Origin of the sequence: Bacillus sp. es.036 (assembly GCF_002563635.1) — a bacterium.
GTDB lineage: Bacteria > Bacillota > Bacilli > Bacillales > Guptibacillaceae > Guptibacillus.
On record NZ_PDIZ01000001.1, the window covers coordinates 3287255 to 3312327 of the forward strand.

Below are 25073 nucleotides of genomic sequence, written 5' to 3' on the forward strand. Positions count from 1 at the left end.
TCAATCAGCCGCAGCCAGCTGTTTTTGGAGTACTTTTTTTAATTTCCGTTCTTTTCGCTCTTCATACATCGGTGATCGTTTCATCTTTTTCATTTTCATTTTCCCAATCACATACCGTACAGACGTATTTTCCTGAACTGACTTGTTGTATTGAGGTTTTTCAACAAGCTCCACAAACCAGCCGTACGCCATCAGCGCCACAATATTTGCTTCAATTCGCTTCTCATCTGGTGGGTCGGCCCACCAAAACAAATCACCTGCTAATGCTAAAATCTCCATAAACACTTCCAACTCCTCGCCCCCCTCTACTCATTCAATTTTACAATAATGACCAATCTATCTATAGATACGAAATAGAAGGTGAAATTGTTTCAAAAGATCGATCAATGGAGTGTCCACAATACGTGGATTATTTCGCTATTATTGGGCGATTTGTCTTTGAAGGGGGTCAGGCTCGAGCCTGACCCCCTTCATTACTATCACTTTCACTTTTCCTTCCACTCTTCTCCCCACACCTCATCCGGCACGAGGCTACCGCCTGTTGCCCACACCAGATGTGTGCCGCGAGAACTCTTTCCTTCTACTGCTGTTGTTTGTGGACCGCTCATTCCTGCAAGAGCAGAAGGCTCAAGTTTAATCCCTTCTGTTTCATAGATCCATCGGAGCATTTCCTTCATTCGCTCATCTGTCACCGTGTAGACCCCTTCAAGCATTGGTTGCATCACACGACCAACAAATCCAGATGGTCGCCCTACGGCTAAGCCATCTGCCGCTGTATTATTATCGATTCCAAAGTCTTCAACAGATACTTGATCATGCAATCCTGTCATTAAGCCGATCAGCATCGATGGTGAATGCGTCGGTTCTGCGAAGTAACAGTGAACATGCTCGCCGAATACTTGATGAAGGCCAAACGCAATCCCACCGGGCCCTCCACCTACACCGCAAGGCAAATAAACGTGTAGGGGATTTTCAGCATTCACTTTTATCCCCCGCTCATCAAACTGCTTTTTCAATCGAATCGCTGCTACCGCATATCCGAGAAAGAGGTCTTTCGAGTTTTCATCATCAATGAAATAACACGTTAGCTTCTTCTCACACTGCTTTCGCCCTTCTTCTACAGCCGCTCCGTAGTCTGCCTGATGCTCCACAACTTGTACTCCCTTTTCACGCAAAAGGTCTTTTTTCCACTGTTTCGCATCACTCGACATATGCACGGTGACGTTAAATCCGAATTTTGCCGACATGATGCCAATACTTAACCCGAGGTTCCCTGTTGAACCGACGGAGATTGAAAAAGCCGAGAAGAACTCGGTGAACTTTTTATCAGCTAGAATAGCATAATCGTCGTTTTTCGTTAAAATCGCATGACCAAGCGCTAGTTTCTCGGCATGTTTGATCACTACATAAATACCACCACGCGCCTTAATACTGCCGGCAATTGGGAGAATATCATCTCGTTTTAAAAGAAGATCTCCTTGAATTTTGATCTGTTTTTCTTCCTCCAACTTCGCTTTCATGTTGCTGATTTCAGAAATAGACGATTCAATGATGCCGTTCGTTTCTGGAAACACTTTGCGAAAATAAGGCTCAAAACGTTTCATCCGAGCTTCAGCGTCCAGAATATCTGCCATCGAAAGATCCGTTGTTTGAGGGATTTTTCCTTTTTGCTGATTTTCCCAATAAACTTCCTTGAACTGAAGTAGGTCGTCTAAAAGTGGATGTTCAGCTTTCCACTGTTCAAGTGCTTTTCCTGCTATGTTCATGGGTCCTTCACTCCTTTATTAAGCGTCCTTCCATCAAAAGAAAACGAGAGCTAGACTTTGTCCACTCTCGTTCTGAAAATTTATCTACTTAAAATCACATCTAACAAGTCATCTTCTACATCAAGAACGTCTTTCCCTCCAAATAGACCAAATTGATCGAAAGATTGTTCTTTTAGTAGAGTTACTGTTTCATCAGTTAGATCCCGACCAGGCTTTTGTGCTAAAAAGAGGGGCGCATCATTTTTGGCAGCGACGACTGCTCCTGAAAGAGCGTCAGGAAAATTGTATCCAGTCGCAAAGTAGGCTCTCTCATTCCCCATCTTTAGGTTCCTATTGATATCAACGTTCGTTTTGTATCGATCCTCTCCTGCATATCGCTTATAATCGAGACCTTTCACCGCATTAGTACTTACAACATCACTACCGCCAACTACAATAACTTTATCAAAGGAGTTAATTTTTGCTTTTGTATCGTTATCCAGCTCACCATTACTATCTGTTAGAAATACTGGATATCCATTCTTCGCAGCATAAGGAGCTATGGATAAGGCATCAGGAAATTTGTGCCCATACGCAAGGACTGCTGTATCACTTGAAAGCTTGGCTGAAATGATCGCTGCGGTATCATAGCGATTTTCACCACCCAAACGTTCAATGGTAATATTTTTGTTAATCGTTTTGATCTCTTTTACCACGTTCTCAGAAATGGCATTTTCACTTCCTAGAATGATAACTTTATTTGCATTTAGCCGCTTAAGCTCATCTTTAGTAGACTTTTCTAATACACTGCTTTTTGTTAGTAACAGAGGACCATCTTCCTGATATGCAAGTGGAGTTCCAGCAAGTGCATCTGGAAAGGCATCCCCTCTAGCTAGTACAATAGTGTCTGCACCGTTCGGCCAGCCTTCTTGAGAGATCGCTACGGATGTCTCATAACGATCAGAACCTGACAACCGATGGATAAGAGGAAGTAAATCTGCAGATGCGATAAAAGCTTTCTTTCCATCTTCAAGCTTCACTTCATACCATGCTAGGTGTTGCAGAGGCATTTCTGATAAATTATCACCTGCAGCAGTGTTGTATTCATTCGACTTATCGCTCAATGGTTGACTTTGTAAAGTAACAACCTCACGCCCATCTGCTTTTGCTAATGACTTAGTCTCTGTCGAAGGACCCGCACGGAAGTTAGCACCTTCTGCTGTAAACACAATATTTCCTTCTTTAAATGTTTGCGTTGAGTGATGAAGCACTTCTTCAGGCAACTCATAATGAGTCGTCTCAAAATACAAATTCGTATCTGTTGGATCCTCAGTATTGTATTTAAAATCACTTACTTCAAATCCAAATGGAATAGGTTCATAGTTTCTTTCACGAACTAAAAGACTGTAGCTATAGATATCTTTGAATACTTTCTCTTGATAAGCTTCTAGATTTCGTTCTCCAAATTTCTCATCATCTTCATTTTTGTAAATCGGACTGTTTACTTGCTTTTGGCCGTTATATGCCAGAACTGCAAAATACCAACTTTCGATAACATCACGGTCATTATCGTTTACCGTCGGAAGTTTACCAGCTTTTCCTTCAAATTTATCGTTCAGTATATCCAGGCCTCGCTGGATGTTATAGCGTAAGTCATTTTTTAATCTATCTTGTTCTGATTGAGGTGCATTGGTAACCTGCATGATCCCAATTCCACCATCACCGTCTTCGTTCATTGCACTTTGATCCCAACCACTTTCCATTAAAGCAACGGCTTTAGCAACCTCAGGTGGAATCTCTCTCTTAATCGCTTCTTCTGTCAATATGTCACTAATCTCGTTATAAGAAAATTCTGCTGCATTCACGTTCATTTCACCAGTTACAAGAGACAAACCATTTCCTACCCCTGAAATTAAGAGAAATGCAACAACCAAACGAATTAATCCTTTTTTCAATTCATTCTCCCCTTTCCATCTTTTAGAAGTATAGCAGATTCAGAAGTTCCTATGGTGTATTTTGGAAACAATCTAGTGATTCATTCAAACGAAAGAAGTGATATAAACTTTTTCATAGAATTATCCCTCTCATTTTGCATCTTTACATAGTAAAAAAAGTGTCCGCCAGCGGCGGACACTTTTGCTTGTTTTGTCTTTTAGAGGGGTCTGCCCCCCCTCAATGCGCGCGCTTCGCTCCTAAATACCTCGGTCCCCAATAGCTTGATGTCATATCGCTAATGGTTACGCCTGTTGATGAGCCTGCGTGGATGAATTTATTGTTACCGATGTAAATCCCACCGTGCGAAGCACCTGGTTTATAGGTGGTGAAGTATACGATATCGCCTACTGATGGTGAGCTTACTGACGTTGTAACGTTCCACATTTGTGCCATCGTTCTTGGTAAGGAAACGCCTTGCTTATTAAATACATAGACGAGGAAACCGCTGCAGTCGAACCCTTGTGTTGGGGTGTTTCCGCCCCAAACGTAAGGAACACCTATGTATAACGATGCGTCTGCGATCAGGTCCATGACGCTGAAGCTTGAATTGGAGCTTCCGCTGTCGCCGCCATTGCTATTTCCTTCATATCCAGTTGATTGTTTTAGCTTCTCCCAAGTCGCCGGTCCGACGATGCCATCGACCGTTAACTTGTTACGCGATTGGAAGTTTCGAACAGCCCGGTCTGTTCCGTTTCCGAAATCACCATCAAGAGAACCGCTGTATAAGCCAATCGCTTGTAACTTTGATTGGAGTTCTTTCACAAGTGACCCTGTTGATCCTTGTTTCAATAAATCTCCGTAATCTTCTCCAGTGGAAGATGATGACACGACTTTTTCTGTTAAGCCGTCAAGCGCATCCATTGTTTCTTTTGTCGCAGTGCCTGTCACCTGCAGTTTCTTTGCTTTCTGAAAGTCCTTGACCGCTTTCTCAGTGACAGGACCAAAGTACCCTGTCGCCTCAGCGTGGAATGTTCCGGCTTTTTTTAACTTGTTTTGAAGATCTGTTACCTTGCTCCCAGTTGATCCAACTTTCAAAACGGTCGTTGTCTCCTGCGAGCTTCGCGATTTTAATGCATCCACTGTTTTATCATCGGCTACACCTGTTACGGATAATCCTACGATACTTTGAAACTCTTTCACTGCTTTTTGCGTAATACTACCAAAGATCCCGTCTATGTTATACGAATAATAGCCACGATCTTTCAATAACTGCTGAAGATTCGTGACAGCACTTCCTCGAGAACCAACGGTCAGTCCACTCGTCGCAGGTTTGGCTGCATCACCGCTTTCAGATAGCGCTGATAATGTTTTACTATCCGCAATACCCGTTTGTGAGAGACCTTTTGCTTTTTGAAAATTTTGGACCGCTGTCTTCGTAATTTGACCAAAAATGCCATCTACATGATATGTATAATAGCCTCTTGCTTTTAGTTTTGTCTGAAGATCTGTTACCGCACTTCCGCGCATCCCAACTGAAAGATCTGAAGAGGAACTTGAGGAATTTGAGCTTGTAGAACCTAGATTGGCAACTGCACTGATCGTAGCGGAATCTGCCTTTCCTGTTACCGCAAGTCCTTTTACCTTTTGAAAATCTCGCACGGCTTTTTGCGTGATCTGACCGTAAATGCCATCCACATTGTAAGAATAGTAGCCTGCTTCTTTTAATTTGGTTTGAAGATTGGTTACATCTTGACCGCGGGAGCCGACTTGTAAAACGGATGAAGATTTGGAAGCTGAAGATTTGCTAACCTTACTTGCCCCTAGTTTCTGGAGGGTGTCCGTTGTCGCCACTCCTGTTACCTTTAACCCTACAGCCTTTTGGAACTGGCTAACGGCATCTTCTGTAATTGGACCGTAGTACCCTGTTGACGCGTGATAGGCAAAATACCCCTTCGCCTTCAATACATCCTGTAGCTCTTTCACGTCCTGATTATTCATTCCTAGCTTAAGCTCTTGATCTCCAAACGCTGCTTCTGCACCATCAGGCTGAACAAACATGACGCCCGCGACAATCGCAGAACCAGTTATTGCTTTCTTGACCAATGAAGGTTGCATCCAGATCCTCCTCATTCCAATTAAGTTGCTGCCCAAATATCGACACTCTGCCTATACTATCGGCTATAATTCAACAAAGTTTAAGCGATATCCTGTTATTTTTTCCTAAAAATAAGAGATACAGGTCAAATTCCCTGTATCTCTTAATGATTTACTGCATCTTTTGTCGCATTATTCCTGATATAAGCGCTGTTCGACTTTCTCATTTATTGCTGAGGGACCACCTAACAAGTTAAAGCCCGTCACATTTTTTATCGCTTCTACTGTTTCTAGAGGAAGCTCATCAGACTTCACTAACAAAAGTGGTGCACCTTCTTTTGCCGCAAGAACAGATCCTGCCAGGGCATCTGCAAAGCCAAAACCAGTGGCCAAATAAGCGGTTTTTGCATCTGGATAAAAAGCGGTTTTCACTTTAGCAGCCGTTGCAAATCGATTATCTCCCGCGATCCGATTTGGTGATGGTAGATTACTATAAACCTTCTGCGTAATGACACTTTCGCCACCAATCACAATCGTCTCTTCAATGTTTTTCAATGCATTTTTCGTTTCCGCAGGCATGCTATCTTTATTGACTAATAAAATCGGAAAGCCTTGTTGCGCAGCATAAGGAGCGATTGCAAGAGCATCTGGAAAATTAAGACCATACGCAACAATCGCTTTTTCAGGTGCTCCTCCCATGCGCTTCGCAATTTTCGCAGAAGTGTCATAACGATTTTCTCCACTAATCCGCTCGACTTCTAAGCCGAGTGTCTTTATTGCCTTTTCTGTTGTAGGTGAAATCGCATTTTCTCCACCAAGAATAATCGCTTTCTTCGCTTTAAGTCGCGCAATTTCTTTTTTTGTTTCTGTTGGAAGCTCATTTGTTTTCGCAAGCAGGATCGGTGCTTGTAACTGATATGCAAGTGGTGCCCCAGAAAGCGCGTCTGGAAAATCGAGACCTCTTGCGATGACTACCGTTTCGGCTTGATTATAAGTTCTTGCACTTACATTCGCTGCTGTTTCAAAGCGATTCAGCCCTTCAATTCGGTCCACTGTGTTCGCTGACGTACTAACATTTAATTTCGGTCCATTAGACGTTGCGTAGCCTTTATTGTCCATGGCTTCTACCTTAAAATCGTACGCCTTATCGGTCGCAAGCCCCTGAACCGTTAGCTTTCTCGTCGAGCCATCGACTTCTTTTAAGACGCTACCATTTTTATAGACCACATAGGAAGCAACCCCCGAATCATCAATGGCTTCCGGCCAATTTAACGTGAGGCGATCATTTTTAATCATGGTCGCTGTCAGTTCTGCATTCTTAGACCATAATGGCGGCTGTTGATCTTCGCCATATGGCACTTTAACAGAAACTGTCATTGCATCACTTGATGGATCAAGAACGGTGACCGAAACACCTGAGCTTGCTCCTGAATACACTTTACTCGTTGGAGCTGTTGAGCTATTAAAGCGATTATAACCGTTTCCGCTAAAATAATGGTCGTAATACAGTCGAAAAACTTGCTGCTGATCGAGTTCTGGATAACCAAGCCTGCTTTCGTTGGCCTCTTCGATATCGACCGCTTTATGTGCTTCATTATTGTTATTTTGACGATTCTTAAACTGCTGTTCATCAATATGCCAGATGGCAACCCCTGGCGCTGCTACTTCATCTGCTAACCCAATATCAAAACCAGTAAACTGACGATTTTCAATTAAAAAGTACTCTGATGGATCAGTCGTCTTCAATTTCAGCATAGACGGCTGTTCTGCTTTAAAACTCTTTACCTCGTATGACCCATTATTTTGCACGTCGATAGGTCGAACAAAGCCAAGCACCATTTTTGACCAAGGATCAAGATGCGTTGGATAAGTTCCTTGATCCTCACCGTTATGGGTCGTCCAAGAACCGCTTGCCATTAAACTATGAATGCCCACGCCCTGTGACGAGCCATCCGTATCATATAAATCTGGTAAACCGAGGTCATGCCCCATTTCATGTGCAATGATGCCGACCGTGGCCATGTGTCCACCATGTTTTTCTCCAAACATCGTATAGCTGCCACCTGTTTGATATGAGCTAATTTTCACTCCATCAAGCAGCGGCGCTTCGCTTTCATACAAGCTAGACATATGACCCCAAACGACTTTTCCCGTATCGCCATAGCTCGCTTCGCCACCAGCAACGATCGTGACAATATGTAATTCTTCTGAAGAAAGGGAGCCGTCTTTGTTTTGATCAAATTGCGCATAATTCACTTTTGCATTTGATGCCTTTAACGCTTCTTTCACGATTTGTGAATAGGTACTGTCAGAATTATTCGCCGTCTCAGGGCGAGGATGTGCTTTTGGAAGCGTCACTTTTACAATCCCATCATTAGAGCCACTCCCTTCTGTTGCCCCTTTGAATCCTAACTTTCCTTTTGAAACTTCCTCATAGTAATGATTCAACGTACTTCCTTCCATCCCAAAGAAACGATTCCGCCAATCTGCATCTGAATAGGCAATTTTCGCATCGGTATATTCCACTAATAAAACAAGCGTATTTTCCTGCTTCCCTGCACTCAATAAATCTACTTGTTCTTCTGGATTCGGAATTTCTTTTTGCTTCATCCCTTCTTTCGGTTGAAGGTATCGTACTTCTTCAAGCTCTGCCGCATCAGATGGTTTATCATCTATCCCATATTTAGCATTCGTTACTTGTAAACTCTGACCTACTATTTGAGCGTAATACCAATAGTGATCCGCTCCCATTTTTATCACAGCTTCATCACCTGTTGTCCACCAGTTCAGGTTTTCACTACCGCTTAGTGAAGCTTGAAAGGCTTCCCCAGATGGCTGAACAAGCTCCTGCTTTTCTTCTAGCGCAGGCATAGCGTTCGCATCATTTACCCCAATAATCATAAATAGACTACATAGAAGTAATCCAATCCCATAGATGTTTCTTTTCATTATTTTCCCCCTAAAATTGTCGAGCGAACTTCACTACCACTTATACTCTATAAGTCTATCATTAGCGAGTTAAAATTTGCCATTATTCTGTATGTTTTTCCATGTAAAAGGGACCAGCTTTGAAGCTGCCCCCTTTTTTAACTATTCAACTCCGATTAGCTGTCTCTCAATTAATGGGCTAACGGCTTTAGGCCCTCCTAGAATCGTAAAATGATAGATTCCTAGCTTCTCTTTAGCTTCAACGACCGAATCCTGCATCTTATTTGGATCTACAAGAAGAAAACTACTGTCTCTCTTAGCCGCCAAAACGCTTCCAGTTAGGGCGTCTGCAAATTCAAGACCCGTGGATACTAACGCTTTATGAGATGGATTCAGTTCCATTGCAATGATTGACGCTGTTTCATAACGATCTGCTCCACCGTATCGCTTTGCTTTTGGGAGCTTGTTAAAGAGATCTTCAGATAGAACGGCCGTACCACCAACAGCAATGCTTTCCGGATAGCGTTCTAACATTGTCGCCGTATCATCTGGGAGCTCGTCTTGTTTTGCGAGCAGAATCGGATACGTATTTTCCGCCGCATAAGAAGCGATAGCCAGGGCATCAGGAAATTTCATTCCGTTCGCAATAACAGCTTTATTTGAGTGTGGGAGGGTCGCGGCAATCATAGCAGCCGTTTCGTAGCGATCTGCCCCAGCAATCCGTTCGACAGGAATACCCATCTCTTCTAATGCATCTTCAACATCTTTGGAAAGAGCCTTCTCTCCTCCAAGTAGAATTGCAAATTCTGGATCAAGACGCTCAACCTCATCCTTCACGATTTGATCAAGTGCGTTCGTGTGCGTTAATAAAATCGGTGAGTCCAAGTCATAAGCAAGCGGCGCACCAGCCAGGGCATCTGGAAAATCATCACCTCGTGCGATAACGACACCCTGCGCATGTTCCGCCCAGCCTGTCTGAGAGATTTTCACTGCTGTTTCATACCGATTGGCACCAGCAATACGCGTAACGTTTGTCGGTAAATTTAGTTTAATTTGTTTCCAAAATTCATCTGCAATCGCCATATAGCCTGCTGGTGACGGATGAACATTTTTAGGATTTGGCAGATAAGTCAGTGAATCAGTCGAAATGATATCATAGGTCGGAACATAGTGACTGTTTGAATCGGTTGCAATTTGTTTGATGATGCTATTTACCGTTTTCATAATTTCTACTAGTGGACGCTGCTGGGCCTCAGGAAAAGCGTAAAAACCGTTGTAATAGCCCATTAAATAAATCTCAGCCGTAGGATTAACATTCCGGATGATCGTCATGATTGAGACATAATTTTCGGAGAGCTCAGTGATGATCTTCTTTACTTCTTCAGGATCTTGTAATCGCTCTGGTTCCTTACTGAGCACTTGAAGAAAATCATTCGCGCCGATCGTAATTGTGATCATATCCTTCGAGGCGATTTTGATTTGCATATCACGATCCATCAGTGCAGTAAGCATATCCTGAGATGTTGCACCTGGTACTGCATAAGGTTTTTCATAGCTTCCTAACAGATCGACACGTTGGAGATCTTGAGCTATGTAGTCGGTATAACTTAATCCGATCGTATTATCTGATAACACACCAGCAGCCAATGAATCGCCAAACGCAGCATAATGCACCGCATTTTTTTCTTCATCGACGCTTGCAGTAGCGAACGCTTGAGACGGCATGAGCATCGTGATTACGAGAATGAGCAGTAACAGTGGACTTCGCTTACCGAATCTCTTCAATCAGAACCCTCCCTAGAATACATTCGTTATAACGAATGATTGCTTACGTATACATTTAGCTTTCAACGTTCCAATCCCTGCCTATACAAAAAATAAATATCAAAAAGCGCAGGGGGGCGTATCAGTGCCCCTGCGCTTTCATTGTGGTTGATTATTTTTTAAGTTCGTCTACGATTTCTTTGCTAACGGCATTCTCGCCACCAAGTACATTGAAGTCATAAGCTTCCATATCCTCAACTGCTTCTGCTGTTTCTTTTGGAAGCATATCAGGTTTTACAAGAAGCATCGCTGCATTTTGCTTCGCTGCAAGAACCGATCCGGAAAGAGCATCCGCAAAGTTCATGCCTGTTGAAACGTAAACGCGTGCGGAAGGATTTAAGTTTGTTGCGATATCAGCTGCCGTACCGAAACGGTTGTCTCCAGCATAGCGTTCTTCCGCATGTAGCTTCTTATCTAGCTTTCCGTTAACAGCCGTTTCGCCACCAACAATAATTGATCCATCAATGCCTCTAAGTGCATTGCCTGTTGCTGATGGAATTTCATCCGCTTCTGTTAAAAGAATTGGATAACCCTTCTGTGCTGCGTATGGCGCAATCGCAAGAGCATCAGGGAAGTTCATGCCATTTGCCACAATTGCCTTGTCTGGTGAGCCACCAAGACGTGCAGCAATGTTTGCAGCTGTATCGAAACGGTTGTCACCTGCAATACGCTCAACGTCGATGCCCATTCCTTCAAGTTGGAACTTCACATAGTTGCTAACTGCACTTGTCCCACCAAGAATAATGACATCTTTTGCCCCAAGACGTGCAATTTCTTCTTTCGCCATCTTGTTCAGCGAACCACTTTCTGTTAAAAGAATTGGCGCATCATATTTATAAGCAAGTGGTGCTCCTGCTAGTGCATCCGGGAAAGAATCGCCGCGTGCGAGAACAACGGTATCAGCAGACTCCCAGCCTTCTTGTGAAATCTTTACTGAGGTTTCGTAGCGTGTTTCACCTTCGATACGCTCTGCGTCAGCTTCAACGATACGTGCTTCGTCTTTCGCTTTTACTGTTCCAATTTCATCCAGATATTCTGTAAATACTTCAAAGTCTACAAAGAAAAGTTCTTCCATACGACCGTCAGCTGCTGCTTCACCCATTGCGTCATATCCGTCGCCGCCTTGAGCGATATATGCGTTTGTTGCAACAGTGTACATCGCCTCTGGATCAATGTCTTCATAGCCATTCTGAGTTTTCACATTTACATCGAGAATTCGCTCACCAGAAGGAAGATCTTTGTCAAAGGAATATTGAAGTCCTGATACTTGAGCGAAGCGCCCCTGTTCCGATTCAACCGCACTTACACCGTGCTCTAAAGAAGCGATAATTTCAGCACCTGTCATATCAAGTGTGACGAGATTGTTACCAAATGGCATCGTTGTTAACACTTCACCTAATGTGATTGGTCCTTCATCGATTGATTCACGGATTCCTCCGCCGTTCGTGATGGCGATCGATGCATCTGTGTATTGCTGGGCTTTATAAAGCATGCCGTCCGTAATTAAGTTTCCTAGATTTGTTTCGCCTGTTCTAACTGATCCACGTTTACCGTTAAGATAAACTTCTGACTCTCCGACAACTTCTTTTTCAATTTCTTCAAGTGGTTTTTTCAACTCATTGAAAAGATTTTGTGCCTCAGTATCCGCTTCGAAACTACCATCTGAACTAAGGTCTAGAAGTTCATTGTCCCATTCTGTTAGAACGCCTTCTTCATTGAACGTTACTTCCAGATCACCTAAATATTTGCTATATTCATTGGCTTGTACAACAAGTGTTGGATCTTCAAATGTATCGACAACAACAGCCTCTTCGATTTTCGTATGGCTATGTCCCCCAACGACAACGTCAATGCCTTCGACCGTTTTAGCAAGCTCTACTTCAACCGTTTTTCCAAGGTGAGTGAGGGCAACGATTTTGTTTACGCCTTTATCCTGGAACATTTTCACCATTTTTTCTGCTTGCTCCTGATGGTTTTGGAAAGAGATTGTTTCCCCTGGGCTTGAAAGTTCATCTGTCGATTCAATTGTTAGACCGAATACCCCAACTTCTTCTCCGTTCACATTAAGAATAACTGCTGGATAGATCGTGCCGTCATCTCCTGTCATCGCCATTTCATTTTTGTAGAGAGGGCTAAGATAAGGGTCCTGGCTGTAATCAATGTTTGAGCTTACGATTGGGAATTTTGTTTGCTTTACGAATTCAGAGAACGTTTTTGGGCCTTCATCGAATTCATGGTTACCTGGTACCATTGCATCGTATTTCATCATGTTCATAAATTGAACATCAGCAAGGCCTTTGTATTTATTGAAAAAGAGGGTACCAGAGAAAACATCTCCAGCATCTAATAGAATCGTATTTTCACGAGCCGCACGGATTTCCTCGACAGCTGTTAGGCGTCTTGGCGCATTGTCCAGGTGCGCGTGTGTATCGTTTGTATGCATAATTGTAAGATCAAAATCGCCTGCTGCCGCTTCCGCAGGGGTTGAGGGTGATGCTGCTGCGATCCCCATTGCAAGTGCAGCTGTTGATAGAACGCCGAAAAGAGGTTTTTTCATATTCATGTACGTAATCCCTTCCCTTTCGAATACCCAAATTTTGTCGGATTGTCTCCGCGATTTTCATTATATCCTAGACTACTAGGTGAATGGTCCTTTTTGTCACAATAATTAACATATTCAAAACAATACTTTATAACTAGTTTCATAGAAAATGAGAAGGCGGAGAGAGCCCGCCCTTTCCTTACTTTAGTTGTTCTTTAAATCGTTCATAACGTCATCACTCACGGCGTTAGGACCGCCGAGGATGTGGAAATTATGAATGTCATTTTCATCAATGGCTTCTGCAATCTTCTCAGGAACTTCATCCTTCTTCACTAGAAGGATGGCTGCCTCTTCTTTTGCTGCAAGGACAGAACCAGAAAGCGCATCGGCAAATTTCACACCAGTGGCTACAATCGCTGTATCTGCATCTGGGGTTAGAACAGTTGCGATCGATGCTGATGTGGCATAGCGGTCATCTCCACTAATGCGTACGGCATTGGAAAGATTGTCGACGATCGTTTCACTAATGGCATTTTCTCCGCCAACTACGATTTGTTCGTCTGTTGTGTTTAAAATTTTATTCGATACGGCTGGAAGCTTATCGTCAGCTGTTAGCACGATCGGGTAGCCATTTTTTGCTGCATAAGAAGCAACAGAAAGGGCATCTGGGAAGTTAAAGGCATTCGCCAAGATCGATTTTTCAGGCGTTCCGTCAAGCTTCGCTGCAATGTTCACAGCTGTTTCATAACGCGTTTCTCCTCCGATACGATCTACTTTCAGCCCAAGACCTTTTAGTTCATATTCCGTGTAAGAAGAAATTGCGGATGTTCCACCAAGAACGATCGCTTTCTTCGCACCAAGACGCTCAATTTCTTTCTTAACAGCTGCGTTTAGCCTGTTTTGTTCGGTTAAAAGGATTGGGGCATCGTATTTGTATGCAAGTGGTGCTCCTGCAAGGGCATCTGGGAACTCATCGCCTCTTGCAATCACAACGGTATCTGCACTTTCCCAACCTTTTTTCGAAATTTCTACCGCTGTTTCATAACGCGTTTCTCCTGAAGTACGGTCTACGCTGTTTTCCATTTGAATCTTCGCAAGCACCGGATCGTGGTCACTTGCACGTCCATCTGCTTCACTAAAATCAGAGTTAATGTTAATGCTATCAATCATCGTGCGTTTTGCTAGATTGTTAGATACGAGAATATGATCGAGCACTTGCGCGTTACCTTGATAGTTGTACGTGTAACGTTGCTCTGTTGGAAGCTTATTGATCATGTTTGTTAAAACATCGCCTTCAAGCGTTTCGATTGGCTTTGAAAATTCAAAGTCATTCAAGTCACCTAGAACAACAACGTTGCCACCATCCATGTTCGTCACAACGTCATTAACAAAGTTGTTTACGACCGATGCTTGCTTGATGCGCTGTACTTCACTTCCTAAAACAACAGGGTGATCCGCGCCAAATAGTGCGCCATCTCCACCTTTTGAGTTGAAGTGATTCGCGACAACGACCACTTTTTCACCGTTAAATTCAAACTCCGCTGCAAGTGCTTTACGAGAATCTTCAAAGGCTTCATTTGTTGGATCAATGCGACCAGGATTAAGCGTTAGGCCGTTTTCATCCACGCTAACGGAAGACGTTGCATCGCCAGATTTCTTCTCAGGGAAATCAACACGATCTGGATTATAGATGAAACCAACGCGAATATTTCCGCCAGGCTGTCCGCCGTCCGTTTTATCGGCTGGTGCGATATCAGCAAACTTGTACGTCGGGCCGCCTGCTTCTTCAATCGCTTTAATGATTGCTTCGTAAGACTCGTTTGCCTTTGTCGTGCCATCATCTGTTGGACCGTTGTTATCTTGTACTTCGATTAAGCCAACGATGTCTGGTGTCTTCATGTTCTTTACGATTGATTCAGCAATTTTGCCTGTTTTCTCTTCTCCAACACCCGGGTAGTAGTTTTCGATGTTGTAAGAAGCAATCGTTAAATCGCCTGGTGCCGATTCGATTGTTGTCACTTCACGCTCGGTATCCCCATCAATAACCGTAGGGAACGTTCCCGTTGGACGAATTTTAAAGTTGCTGTAGTCGTAACTCACGTTTCCTGTAACGGATCCGTTAAGTTGATCTCCAGTTGTTACGTCAATATCAATGCCATCAACATCAATGAGGAGACGCTCAGGATTAGGGTCGTCTGCTGTCAGCAGAAGTCCGTTCGCACGAGTGAACAGTTGATCTTCACTTGCGTTCACATAGACTGGTAGCTCATCGTATTTCACTGGACCTGTTACCTTTGCATCTGGAATCTCAATGAGCATCCCTTCAAGACTTTCGTAAAAGTCCAGTCCATCTGTTTTTGGATCAAATGTCTTCATTTCATCGTCTTCTACGATTTCAGTTGGAGGTGTGCGGTCTTCTCCAATCACGATTGCTTCTGGTAGTGTGTTTCCTGAAGAAGCAACCGTTATGCTTGAAGCTGTAATTTGAGTCGTTAGAAGATCTTTTGCATCGCTATAACCACCTTCACGATACTCTTTTACCTGACCGTCTACTTCTACTTTGTCACCAACGCTTACACCAGCTCCACCGCTTTTGTAAACGTAGATGCCTTCTGAAGTAGCGACGTTATCGTCCGGGTTTTCTTCTTGCATATAGAATGCGTTATTGCCGTCTTTTGCTGTCACGATCCCAGCAATTTTTGTAACAGCCATTCCATCATATGGAGAAGAATGGCCTGCACCTTGAATGCCGTGAATGCTAATGCCGTCAGCAGATTTTAGAACTGTGTAGTCGAAAGTTGCGACTTCACTTGTTTGACCATCTTTTGCTGCAACTGCTTTGATTGTTGTATCTTCTGTTAATTCAATAGGAGCTGTGTATTCTGTGCTTTCAGCAGTTGGTTCGCTACCGTCTGTTGTGTAATGAACCGTTGCGCCTTCTTCTGCTGTCGCAAGTTTGACCATTGTGCCTTCAAGAACAGATCCTGACGCAGGATTTGCTGTTACCGAGAAAGCTTTTTCGATCACATCAGCGGCGCTACGAGGTACGAGTTTATATTCGTTATAGTTATAGTCGATAACGCCTTTAAGAAGTTCATACGTTTTGCCGACTTCAAGAAGTGATTTGTCGTTAGGCTTAATGACGAATTCACCTGAATCGTCTTTCGCTGTGAAGTTTCCATTGCTGTCGACTGATTGAACCGTAACGTCTTTAAATTGAGTGAATTCAGCTTCGTGCTGTTCACCATTTTCTTTGGAAAGGTCTGTCGATTTAAGGGACTGAGGGGACGGGATGCCTTTATCTTCAGTTGTTATAACAACTGAAGAAGCGCTTGTCTTGACCTGTTGCATTCCGTAGTAGTCAGACATAGTTCCTTCAACAATAACTTCATCGCCAGGCTTAGCTGTAATGCCCGCTGCACGTACAATAATTCCTGCAGTGTCATCCTGAATAAAGAGGTTTGTTTCGCCACCAGTTTCGAAGGCTGCAGTGGCAGTTCCTTGAATTTTTACTAGTGAATCGTTTGCTGCTTTTCTAGCATCTGTAATGGCTGAGAGTTCTGGTTCTGGTTCTGGGTCAGGGTCTGGGGCTGTGCCGTCAGAAAAAGTGTAAGCTGTTGGCCCTTTCAGACCTGGTACACCGAAGTATGTTGCGAGGTCTCCAGTAATTTGAATCTTCTTACCTTTGTTTGCGGGATTAGCTACTAAATTGAGCTCGTCTCTTAAAGATCCTTTAGGTAGTTGAACCGGCATAATCTTGTCTGACTGGGTTTCACTTGAAGAATCTGCAATGGCAATGTTCGTTTCTACTCCATTTGCGCCATCTAAGTTATAAGAAGAGCTGCTTGAAGTTGTTCCTACAATATAGCCTTCTACTGTTGCTGAACCAGTATTGTTGGCGATCGCTTCCCCAACAGAAATCACGTCTTCAGCAGAAGCCGAAAGCTGTGAGACTGGCAATGCGAAAAAACTAAGAACCATTGAGAATATTAGCGCAAAGCTAATAAAACGACTGGTTGATCTTCGTTTCAAATTTCATCCCCCCGGATATGTAGTCGAATTTTGGTGATAGTCCCACCAATTGTCAGTATACAATAACTTTAGGCCCAAATGTGTAAAAATAGCGTAAATTGTCTAACTTTAGAATGCGCTTACATTATATAGGCGGGGTCAGACCCCCCTTAAAGACAAAACCGCTCTTTTCAGTTCTTTAGTCCACGCTGACGGGACACTCTACCTATCAGTAATTAACCAATATTGAGTGCTTTTCATTGTAAAGATTATATAAATTTAATATATGCCAATAGGTTTACTAGTTTAGCTTCGAAGTGTTCGCTTGTTTCTATACAAGTCTAAAGAACTAGTCTTGCTCATTAAAAAAACCACCGTATCGATGGCTCGATAAGGTGGTTAAGAGGCAGGTTTATCTTCTTCTTTCTTACATCACTTCCCTGATGGGTTGGATCCATCATGCTCTAGTTAGGGAAAGATGTTCTTGAAGATCCTTGAGGGATCAAAACACGTTAGGCTTGCGAAGGTTTTTCATTGTTTGGTGGTTTCAGAGAATAGGAAGAATCTCTTTTTCAACCGATTGAAAGCTATGATAAGGGCGTATACCTTGATTGATTAGACAGTTTGTCCCCTGCCTGAATCGAGCGTCGTTGCTTATAAAAACAAAGACTTTTCTTGCATGCTTTCGAGCAAAGTGAGCGGTCGTCATCGCACCACTTTTTACGTTAGCTTCTAAAATCACAACATGACTTGACCATGCGCTGATTAACGCGTTTCGCTGAATAAATTGCTTTGGTGCAGGTGCTGTGCCAGGTGGATACTGCGAAATGACAGCGCCTTCATTAATGACTGCTTCGTAGAGCGAGCGGTGCTCTTTCGAATAACACTCATCAACCCCAGTTGCAACAAAAGCAATCGGTTGCCCACTATTTGCGAGGCAGGCAGTGTGAGCAGCATGATCGATTCCTTTCGCGAGACCGCTAATAACAGGGATGCTCAGGCTTGAGAGTCTGGTGGATAACTCTTCCGCAGCATATCGTGCGTGATTGGAACAAAAACGGGAACCAACAATACCGACAGAAGGTAAGCAAGGTTTGATATGACCTTTGACGTATAAAAGAACTGGCGATTCAGCAACATCTTTTGCATAACTTGGATATAGCGGGTCATCCCGGGGTAAAAGCCAGATCTCCTTTTGCTGAACAAGGTCAAGAATCCGCTTCGATTTCTCAAGAGATCGCGTTGCCTCAATGGCTTCGCGTGCTCGACGAGGGATTCCTACTTCCTTAAGTTCAGATGGAGAGGCGTTATAGACTCGTTCTGGATTTCCGAAAGTGCCCAATAGTTTCTTTTGCGTTATAGGGCCCACGTAGGGAATCGAACTTAGCCAGATCCAGCGCTCCATTCATTCACTTCTCTTTCATGATAAATTTTTAGAGTAAGGCTTTTTATTTACTGCGGTAAATTGGAGAGCAGATAAATCTTTTTTCCTTTCCATTCTGGCAATTGTTGCACAAGATCTGGTGGAAATGATGGTTTCTCATTTTCGACGTAGCGCTGATAAGCTTCCCGTGAAGGTTTTTGAAACAATGAGAGTATGTAATCAGGGTAAGCGTGCGGATTCTTTCGATATGAAATATAAGCATGATAACTGCTCCACATATAGTCCGCTGGCTTAGCAACCATTCGGGCTTTAACTGGATTAAGGTGAATGTATTTACTTACGTCAATTTCATAATCAATTGAATCAAGCAGTTCAGCATTGTAGCGACCTTGAAAAACATGGCCTGTGTACTCATATTTGTCGTTGAAATATCTAGCATAGTTGGAGTTGATCACTTTCATGATTTCACCAGGGGGATGGTCGAAGGTTTCGATGGAGAGATGCACATGGTTAGTCATGAGACAGTATACGTGTAGGCGAAATGGAAAGGCGAGACGAGCTTGTTCTAGAATTTGAAAATACTTTTGACGATCGATTCGTTCTTCAAACAACGGTGCTTTTCGATTTCCACGGCAGATAATATGATACTTTGCACCAGGAAACCAGGTTCGTTTCTTACGAGGCATTCGAATGACTCCTTTGGCAAGGAAAATGGGGAATTTCTACTATAGCGGGGCTGATATTTGTAGTATACCACTTTTCAAGAATTTGGGAATAGTTAATTAATAAATTATTCAGAAATATTTTTTAATTATTTTGAAGGAATATAGAGAGAGAGGTAATAGAGGGAATAAGGGGGAGCGGTAGGGGGTCAGGTACGAACCTGACCCCCTCACACTCCTTTATCCCGCAAACACATATACACCATGGCTTTTCAGCTTATTAAAGGTGATTTGCTAATGAAAAAGTGTCCACCTGAGGTGGACACTTTTGGGGTGTTGTCTTTTCGTGGGGTCAGGCTCGAGCCTGACCCCCATTAGACACTACAATCAACAATCACTTCAATCCCTCTACCACTTCATTACTAACCGCACTTTCGCCACCGAGAATGGTGTACGAGTCAGCTTTAAGTTCTTTAATGGCTTCTGATGTTTCTGCCGGTAGTTCATTCGGTTTGACAAGAAGCATTGCTGCATCTTGCTTGGCTGCAAGAACAGAACCTGTTAAGGCATCAGCGAAATCCATTCCCGTCGCCACGAAGACGTGAGGAGACGGATTCAATTCCGTAGCAATCGACGCTGCTGTACCAAAACGATTTTCTCCAGCATAGCGCGTGGCGTCCGGTAGCTCGCTAAACGCGTTCTTACTAATGACTGCTTCGCCACCAGCCACGATCGTCTGATCAACACTGCGAAGCGCTACTTCAGTTGCTTTTGGAACCTGATCCTGCTTTGTAAAAAGAATCGGGTAGCCATTTTCTGCTGCATAAGAAGCGGCAGAAAGGGCATCAGGGAAGTCCATCCCATTTGCCACAACCGCTTTATCAGGACTACCACCAAGGCTTGCCTGAATATTAGCAGCTGTTTCAAATCGATCTTCTCCATATATCCGTTTTACTTTTAAATCCAGTCCTTCTAACTGATAAGCGATAAATTTCGGCACCGCCGAAGTCCCGCCTAGAATAATAGCTTTCTTCGCACCAAGGCGCTTAATTTCGTTAATCACAGACTTATCAAGTCCCTTTTCGCGCGTTAAAAGAATCGGCGCATCGACTTTATACGCGAGCGGTGCCCCAGCTAGCGCATCTGCAAAGTTATCGCCTCTTGCAATAACGACCGTATCCGCTTTTTCCCAACCCGCTTTTGAGATCTCAACCGCGGTCGCATAGCGATCATCTCCAAACAACCGCAAAGGCTCTTTCGCCTCCGCTTCCCCAGCATCCGAAGTCACTTTCCACGTATATTTCTTCGTATTCTTTCCAATTGCGCCACCATCGTTGTTAAAGATTGCGGTTTTATTTTCTTCTGATGGTTCAATCGTGATCGGTATTTCATTCTCGCCATTTTCAAGCGTTACTTCATGCGTAAATGTCATATCCTCATTTACCGCCACTTTTTCACCATTGATCGTCAGGTTACCTTCTTTAATCGCATTACCTTTAAACGTAACCGTGTCACCTTCCACAACCGCACCATTTTCAGGAGACGTCACGACAACCGGCATGTCGATCCAGCGAAGAATTTCATCCTGTACGACCATTTTATTGCTGCCCTGGTTCGTTACCGTTACTTTAAGGTCTGTGCCTTCCGCTCCGTAACCATAGTAGCTCACGTCATCGTCTGACTTATCGTTACGTGTATGATCGGCAAGTCCCTCTTGTTCCCAAGATTCCCCTTTTACATATTTGTACGTTAAAATCGTCCCTTCTGGGAAAGACTTTTGGATCTCCCAGTCTGGTGATACCGCTCCATTACGAGACATTTCCCATGCGCTTGTACTCCAGCCATTTTGATCACCTGGCATCGTTACTTTCGCGCTAAGCGGTGTATCGTCCGGCGCATGAACTTTAAACGTGACGTCAACCATGACAATATCTGGCGTAACCTTTACTTCATTTGAAGCCTTTTGATTTCCAGCTTGATCATACGCCACAATCCGATATGTGTACGTTTTTCCGTTCTGTACAGCAAAATCGGTGTAAGTAGTCGTCTCTGCATTTTCGATGAGCTCAAGTGTTTCACCATTACGCTCCACCGCTAAAAGATAAGCACCGTCAGCTCCATCAAGCTTCCAATTTAACGTTACTTGACCGGATTCTTTTAGTGGCTCCTCTAATTTCACCGCATCAGCCGGCGCTTTCGTATCATCTTCATTTTGCGTAAATGTCACTTCTTCGGTGTTCGTTGTTTTCCACGTTGCACCACGATCGGTTGAAAAAGCAAGTCGATAAGTATACGTTCCTTTTTCGATCGGACGGAAATCAGCTTTAAATTTATTAAATGCTCCATCCTGTCCCGTATAAATCGCCTTCGACTCCTGCCAATCACCGTCACCCTGCTTCACTTGAAGCTTTCCAACTAAGCCTTGTGCAAGGTCCGTTTCTGTAGCGCCGTCGATTTTCACACCCGCTTCAATCGCAAACGTATTTGCTAAATCGAGCACCTGGTCTAGGGTCGCGGTTACAGAAGAAATCTCAAATTTTCCTTCTTTCCACTCAATGTGTGGAATCGTTGGTTCCGTCGTTTCTACCTTAACGGATTCATTTCCATCTTCATCTACTGCCGTTATGGCAAAATAGTAGGCCTGGCCGTTTGTTAATCCGTCGACGGTCAGGTCATTGCCTTCTGTCACATCTACTTCTTCATACATCGCTCCTTGAAGCGTTGAGCGATACACTTTGTACTTCGCTGCGTCCCCTGTCCATGAAAGAGTTGCACTTCCTTCTCCAGTAGCGACTGTTAAATCAGTTGGTGCTTTCGGAAGTTCAAAATTCTGTCCTTGATCGGCAATTAGCATGCGACCAGTCATCGCAGGAATTGTGACAGATACTTTACCGTCTTTGACCGATACGCTGTAATCGTTCGCAAGTCCATCAGTAAAAGAGATTTTATTTTTTACAACATCTTTTACATCTAGATCGATCGTCTCTACTTTCGTGCCGCGGTTCACTGCGATGATTGCTGCACCGTCTTCATTCGTACGCGCGAATGCATAAACATCGCCATCTGCATGTAGCGTTGTGAGCTTTCCATATGCAAGAAGATCTGCATTTTCAGTACGGATTGCTCCTGCAGCTTGATAGTGCTCGATCAGGTCTGTATTTTCATCACCCCATGGGTACGTGCGGCGGTCATCCGGATCTTTAGAACCCGTTACGCCAGCTTCATCGCCATAATAAATCGTCGGAGCACCAGGGTAGCCCATTTGCAGCACGGCAGCTAGCTTTAGACGCTGCACGCCAAGCTCATGATCGTAATTCGGATCAAATTCTGCTCGCTCATACGTATCCGTTCCGCCGCCAAGAACGTAGATGGCACGCGGCGTATCGTGAGAACCCATTAAGTTCATAAGCGCATGAAACGCTTCAGCAGGATAATCTTCCTGTACCGCCATCAGCTGCTCATTTGCACTCGCTGCATTTCCGCTTTTCAAGAAATTGAGAATGGCGCCTTCAAACCGATAATTCATCACGGAATCATATTGATCGCCAAGGAAGTATTTCGAAGCATCATCCCATATTTCACCGAGAATAAGCGGCTCTTCCCCTTCTTTTAACGTTGCGCCAGCACCGGCCATCTCTTCAGACTTTAATTCATCACGGAACTCTCGCCAGAATTCCATATCCACTTCATTCGCTACATCAAGGCGCCAGCCGGACGCGCCATTTGTTAACCATGATTTGGAGGCAGAATCTTTGTCGTACATAATGTAGTCCGCAAATTTTTCATTATTTAACTCGCTGTCGTAATCAACGGCATCGCCTTCAATGCTTTTGATTTCAGGAAGGGAATCGTAGCCCCACCATGCCTGGTAATCGTAACGTTCATTCCCATTTTCATCCGTTACTTTTTCATTTTTAAAATTAAACCAGTTGTGGAAACCGTATTCGTCATTAAACGTTTGTCCCTCATCCTCCAGCTGTTTACGCGCTTCTGCTTTCGCCTCTTCTTCACTCATGCCGTCTTCATTCATCAGGTCATAAATGCGAGACCAGTATTCGTAAGCACCAACTACCTCATATTTCCCGTAGCGGTCAAAATAGATGGAGTCATCGCCAACGTGATTAAACACGCCGTCCATAATAAGATGCATGTCACGTTTTTCGAGTTCATCCGTAAACGCTTTAAATTCTTCCGGTGTGCCAAACATCGGATCGACCGCTTTCCAATCTGTTGCATCATATTTGTGGTTTGATGCTGCCTTAGCGATTGGATTTAAATAGATCGTATTAACACCGAGTGATTGGATGTAATCGAGCTTTTGCTGAATTCCTTTAATGTCGCCACCAAAGAAATCATTGCTCCAAATCCCATCACCATCGTAGTTGGCACTATCCGAAAGCCTTGGATTATCCGGTAGCTCTCCCCAATCCTGATCTTCAATTGGCTCAGGACCACGCGCCGTTTCCTTTGCATCGTCATTGCCTTCATTTCCATTGTAGAATCGATCAGGGAAAATTTGATACACAACAGCTTCCTTCATCCAGTCTGGCGTTTTATATCCTGGATCAAAGACCGTTAATTGGTAGAGTTCTGCATTCGCATCCACTGCTTTTCCTGCTTCACCCTGCTTCGTATCTTCTCCGTATTCCGCTTTAGCTGAACCATCGCGAACGATAAATTTATAGCCGTAGAGGCCTTTTTCTTCAGGCGTTACTGTCGCTTCCCAGTAATCTTTCCCGTCAGAAGTAGCGGCTTTTTCCATAGCAATCAATTTACTTGTACCTGTATTTTGATTTTTAATAGAAAGATCGGCTTTTGTTAAATCATCTTTCTTTGCTGCTAGACGTAGTGTTACGGTCTTTCCTTCTTGCACGGCACCAAATGGAGAGCGAAATGCTTCTTCCCACGAGTTATGTAGAAGACTTTCCTTCGAAATGGCGCCATCTGATCCTTCCGCTATATAATCTGTGCTTACTTCTTTTGTTTCTGTATTAAAAAAGAACGTAACGTCTGACTTTTCAATCACGTTTAACGTTGCATTATCTGCAGGGTAATCTTCTCCCCATGTATCTCCAAGCACGACTTTATACTCATAGTTTCCTTTAGGAACACTTGTCGAAAAGGAATAAATGTTATCATAATCGTCATCAGAGAACAGTGCAGTGGACTGTTCAGGACTCCATTCAGCCCCTGCATCAATCGCAGGTTGGATCGAACCAACAAGTCGTGGTTGTTTATCTATCGTCACCGGCGTATAGGTCGTTGAGTTCGCAATGGCGTGCGTTCCATCATGATAATAAAACGTCACTTTCGTTTTTTCATCTAGCGTTAGTTTCAGATTATTCGCACCATCTCCATAGCTTTCTCCCCACGATTGGTTGATTGCTACTTTATACTCATAAGTCCCAGCTGGGAGCTCACCAGAGAATTCATAAAACCCTTCTCCTTTTGCTTCCATCTTTGTTTCCTCAGACGCTGGATCCCATTCACCCGCAGCTCCAAGCTCTTCCTGCAAATCACCGACAAGGGTAACAATCCGTTCATCTGTCGTCTCACCAATTGTAAACGTACTGTTATCGCTACCATTCGGATTTAAAGGATCTTTCATCCATTCATCCCCTACGATAAATTTGTACTGATGAAGTCCATCGGATAAATCATCTACCGTTAACTTCCAGACACCCTCTACCTTCTCGAGCGGTAGCGCTCCTTCCTGCCAATTTGTGAAATCACCGGCTACAAGAACCGATTCCTCGCTCCCATCTCCTTCGAAAATAAACGTTGCAGACGTTCCATCAATAATAGGACTACTAGCTGCCTTCACTGTTCCTGGAATAGCCCCAGCAAGCAGTTGTATAACAAGAATAATGACGAGTGACAGTGAAAGTTTTCTTCGATTACCCCTTTTCATCCTTTTCCCCCTTAACGAAAATGTGAAACCGTTTGCA

11 protein-coding genes are annotated in these 25073 nt (G+C 43.6%); all 11 read right to left on the reverse strand.

Features of this window, described 5'->3' with window-relative positions; translation table 11 throughout:
* The 11 genes from ATG70_RS16490 to ATG70_RS16540 all read right to left on the reverse strand — a co-directional run bounded on the left by ATG70_RS16490 (window position 1) and on the right by ATG70_RS16540 (window position 25036).
* Window positions 1-291, reverse strand: coding sequence for a hypothetical protein (locus ATG70_RS16490; RefSeq protein ID WP_098445343.1), 291 nt, complete (start codon window positions 289-291; stop codon window positions 1-3).
* 194 nt (window positions 292-485) lie between these two features.
* Window positions 486-1766: a D-serine ammonia-lyase gene (locus tag ATG70_RS16495; RefSeq protein WP_098445344.1), complete on the reverse strand. Its 1281-nt coding sequence runs from the start codon at window positions 1764-1766 to the stop codon at window positions 486-488.
* Between the two features lie 80 nt (window positions 1767-1846).
* On the reverse strand, window positions 1847-3700 hold the full coding sequence (locus ATG70_RS16500; RefSeq protein ID WP_098445345.1) for a cell wall-binding repeat-containing protein: 1854 nt from the start codon (window positions 3698-3700) through the stop codon (window positions 1847-1849).
* Window positions 3701-3917: 217 nt separating this feature from the next.
* Window positions 3918-5795, reverse strand: coding sequence for a C40 family peptidase (locus tag ATG70_RS16505; protein ID WP_179886312.1), 1878 nt, complete (start codon window positions 5793-5795; stop codon window positions 3918-3920).
* A 171-nt stretch (window positions 5796-5966) separates the two neighbouring features.
* Entirely contained in the window at window positions 5967-8723 is a 2757-nt protein-coding gene (locus ATG70_RS16510; protein ID WP_098445347.1) for a cell wall-binding repeat-containing protein, read from the reverse strand.
* A 141-nt stretch (window positions 8724-8864) separates the two neighbouring features.
* Entirely contained in the window at window positions 8865-10487 is a 1623-nt protein-coding gene (locus ATG70_RS16515) for a cell wall-binding repeat-containing protein (RefSeq protein ID WP_098445348.1), read from the reverse strand.
* Window positions 10488-10638: 151 nt separating this feature from the next.
* The gene (locus ATG70_RS16520; protein ID WP_098445349.1) at window positions 10639-13089 is read right to left on the reverse strand and encodes a cell wall-binding repeat-containing protein; all 2451 of its coding nucleotides are present in this window, start codon (window positions 13087-13089) and stop codon (window positions 10639-10641) included.
* Between the two features lie 183 nt (window positions 13090-13272).
* Window positions 13273-17100 carry a cell wall-binding repeat-containing protein gene (locus tag ATG70_RS16525; RefSeq protein ID WP_257147738.1) on the reverse strand — a complete coding sequence of 1276 codons (3828 nt, stop codon included), beginning with the start codon at window positions 17098-17100 and terminating at the stop codon, window positions 13273-13275.
* A gap of 526 nt (window positions 17101-17626) precedes the next feature.
* Window positions 17627-18484: a DNA-processing protein DprA gene (locus tag ATG70_RS16530; RefSeq protein WP_098445350.1), complete on the reverse strand. Its 858-nt coding sequence runs from the start codon at window positions 18482-18484 to the stop codon at window positions 17627-17629.
* A 47-nt stretch (window positions 18485-18531) separates the two neighbouring features.
* Entirely contained in the window at window positions 18532-19149 is a 618-nt protein-coding gene (locus ATG70_RS16535; protein ID WP_257147739.1) for a transposase, read from the reverse strand.
* Between the two features lie 370 nt (window positions 19150-19519).
* Complete coding sequence (locus ATG70_RS16540) at window positions 19520-25036, reverse strand: alpha amylase N-terminal ig-like domain-containing protein (RefSeq protein WP_098445351.1); 5517 nt, start codon at window positions 25034-25036, stop codon at window positions 19520-19522.
* Between the last annotated feature and the right edge of the window lie 37 nt (window positions 25037-25073).

Bases quoted from the DNA above. Each gene is read 5' to 3' on its own strand.
- ATG70_RS16540 (WP_098445351.1), bottom strand. From the start codon at position 25,036: ATGAAAAGGGGTAATCGAAGAAAACTTTCACTGTCACTCGTCATTATT.
- ATG70_RS16495 (WP_098445344.1), bottom strand. From the start codon at position 1,766: ATGAACATAGCAGGAAAAGCACTTGAACAGTGGAAAGCTGAACATCCA.
- ATG70_RS16510 (WP_098445347.1), bottom strand. From the start codon at position 8,723: ATGAAAAGAAACATCTATGGGATTGGATTACTTCTATGTAGTCTATTT.
- ATG70_RS16530 (WP_098445350.1), bottom strand. From the start codon at position 18,484: ATGGAGCGCTGGATCTGGCTAAGTTCGATTCCCTACGTGGGCCCTATA.
- ATG70_RS16505 (WP_179886312.1), bottom strand. From the start codon at position 5,795: ATGCAACCTTCATTGGTCAAGAAAGCAATAACTGGTTCTGCGATTGTC.
- ATG70_RS16535 (WP_257147739.1), bottom strand. From the start codon at position 19,149: ATGCCTCGTAAGAAACGAACCTGGTTTCCTGGTGCAAAGTATCATATT.
- ATG70_RS16520 (WP_098445349.1), bottom strand. From the start codon at position 13,089: ATGAATATGAAAAAACCTCTTTTCGGCGTTCTATCAACAGCTGCACTT.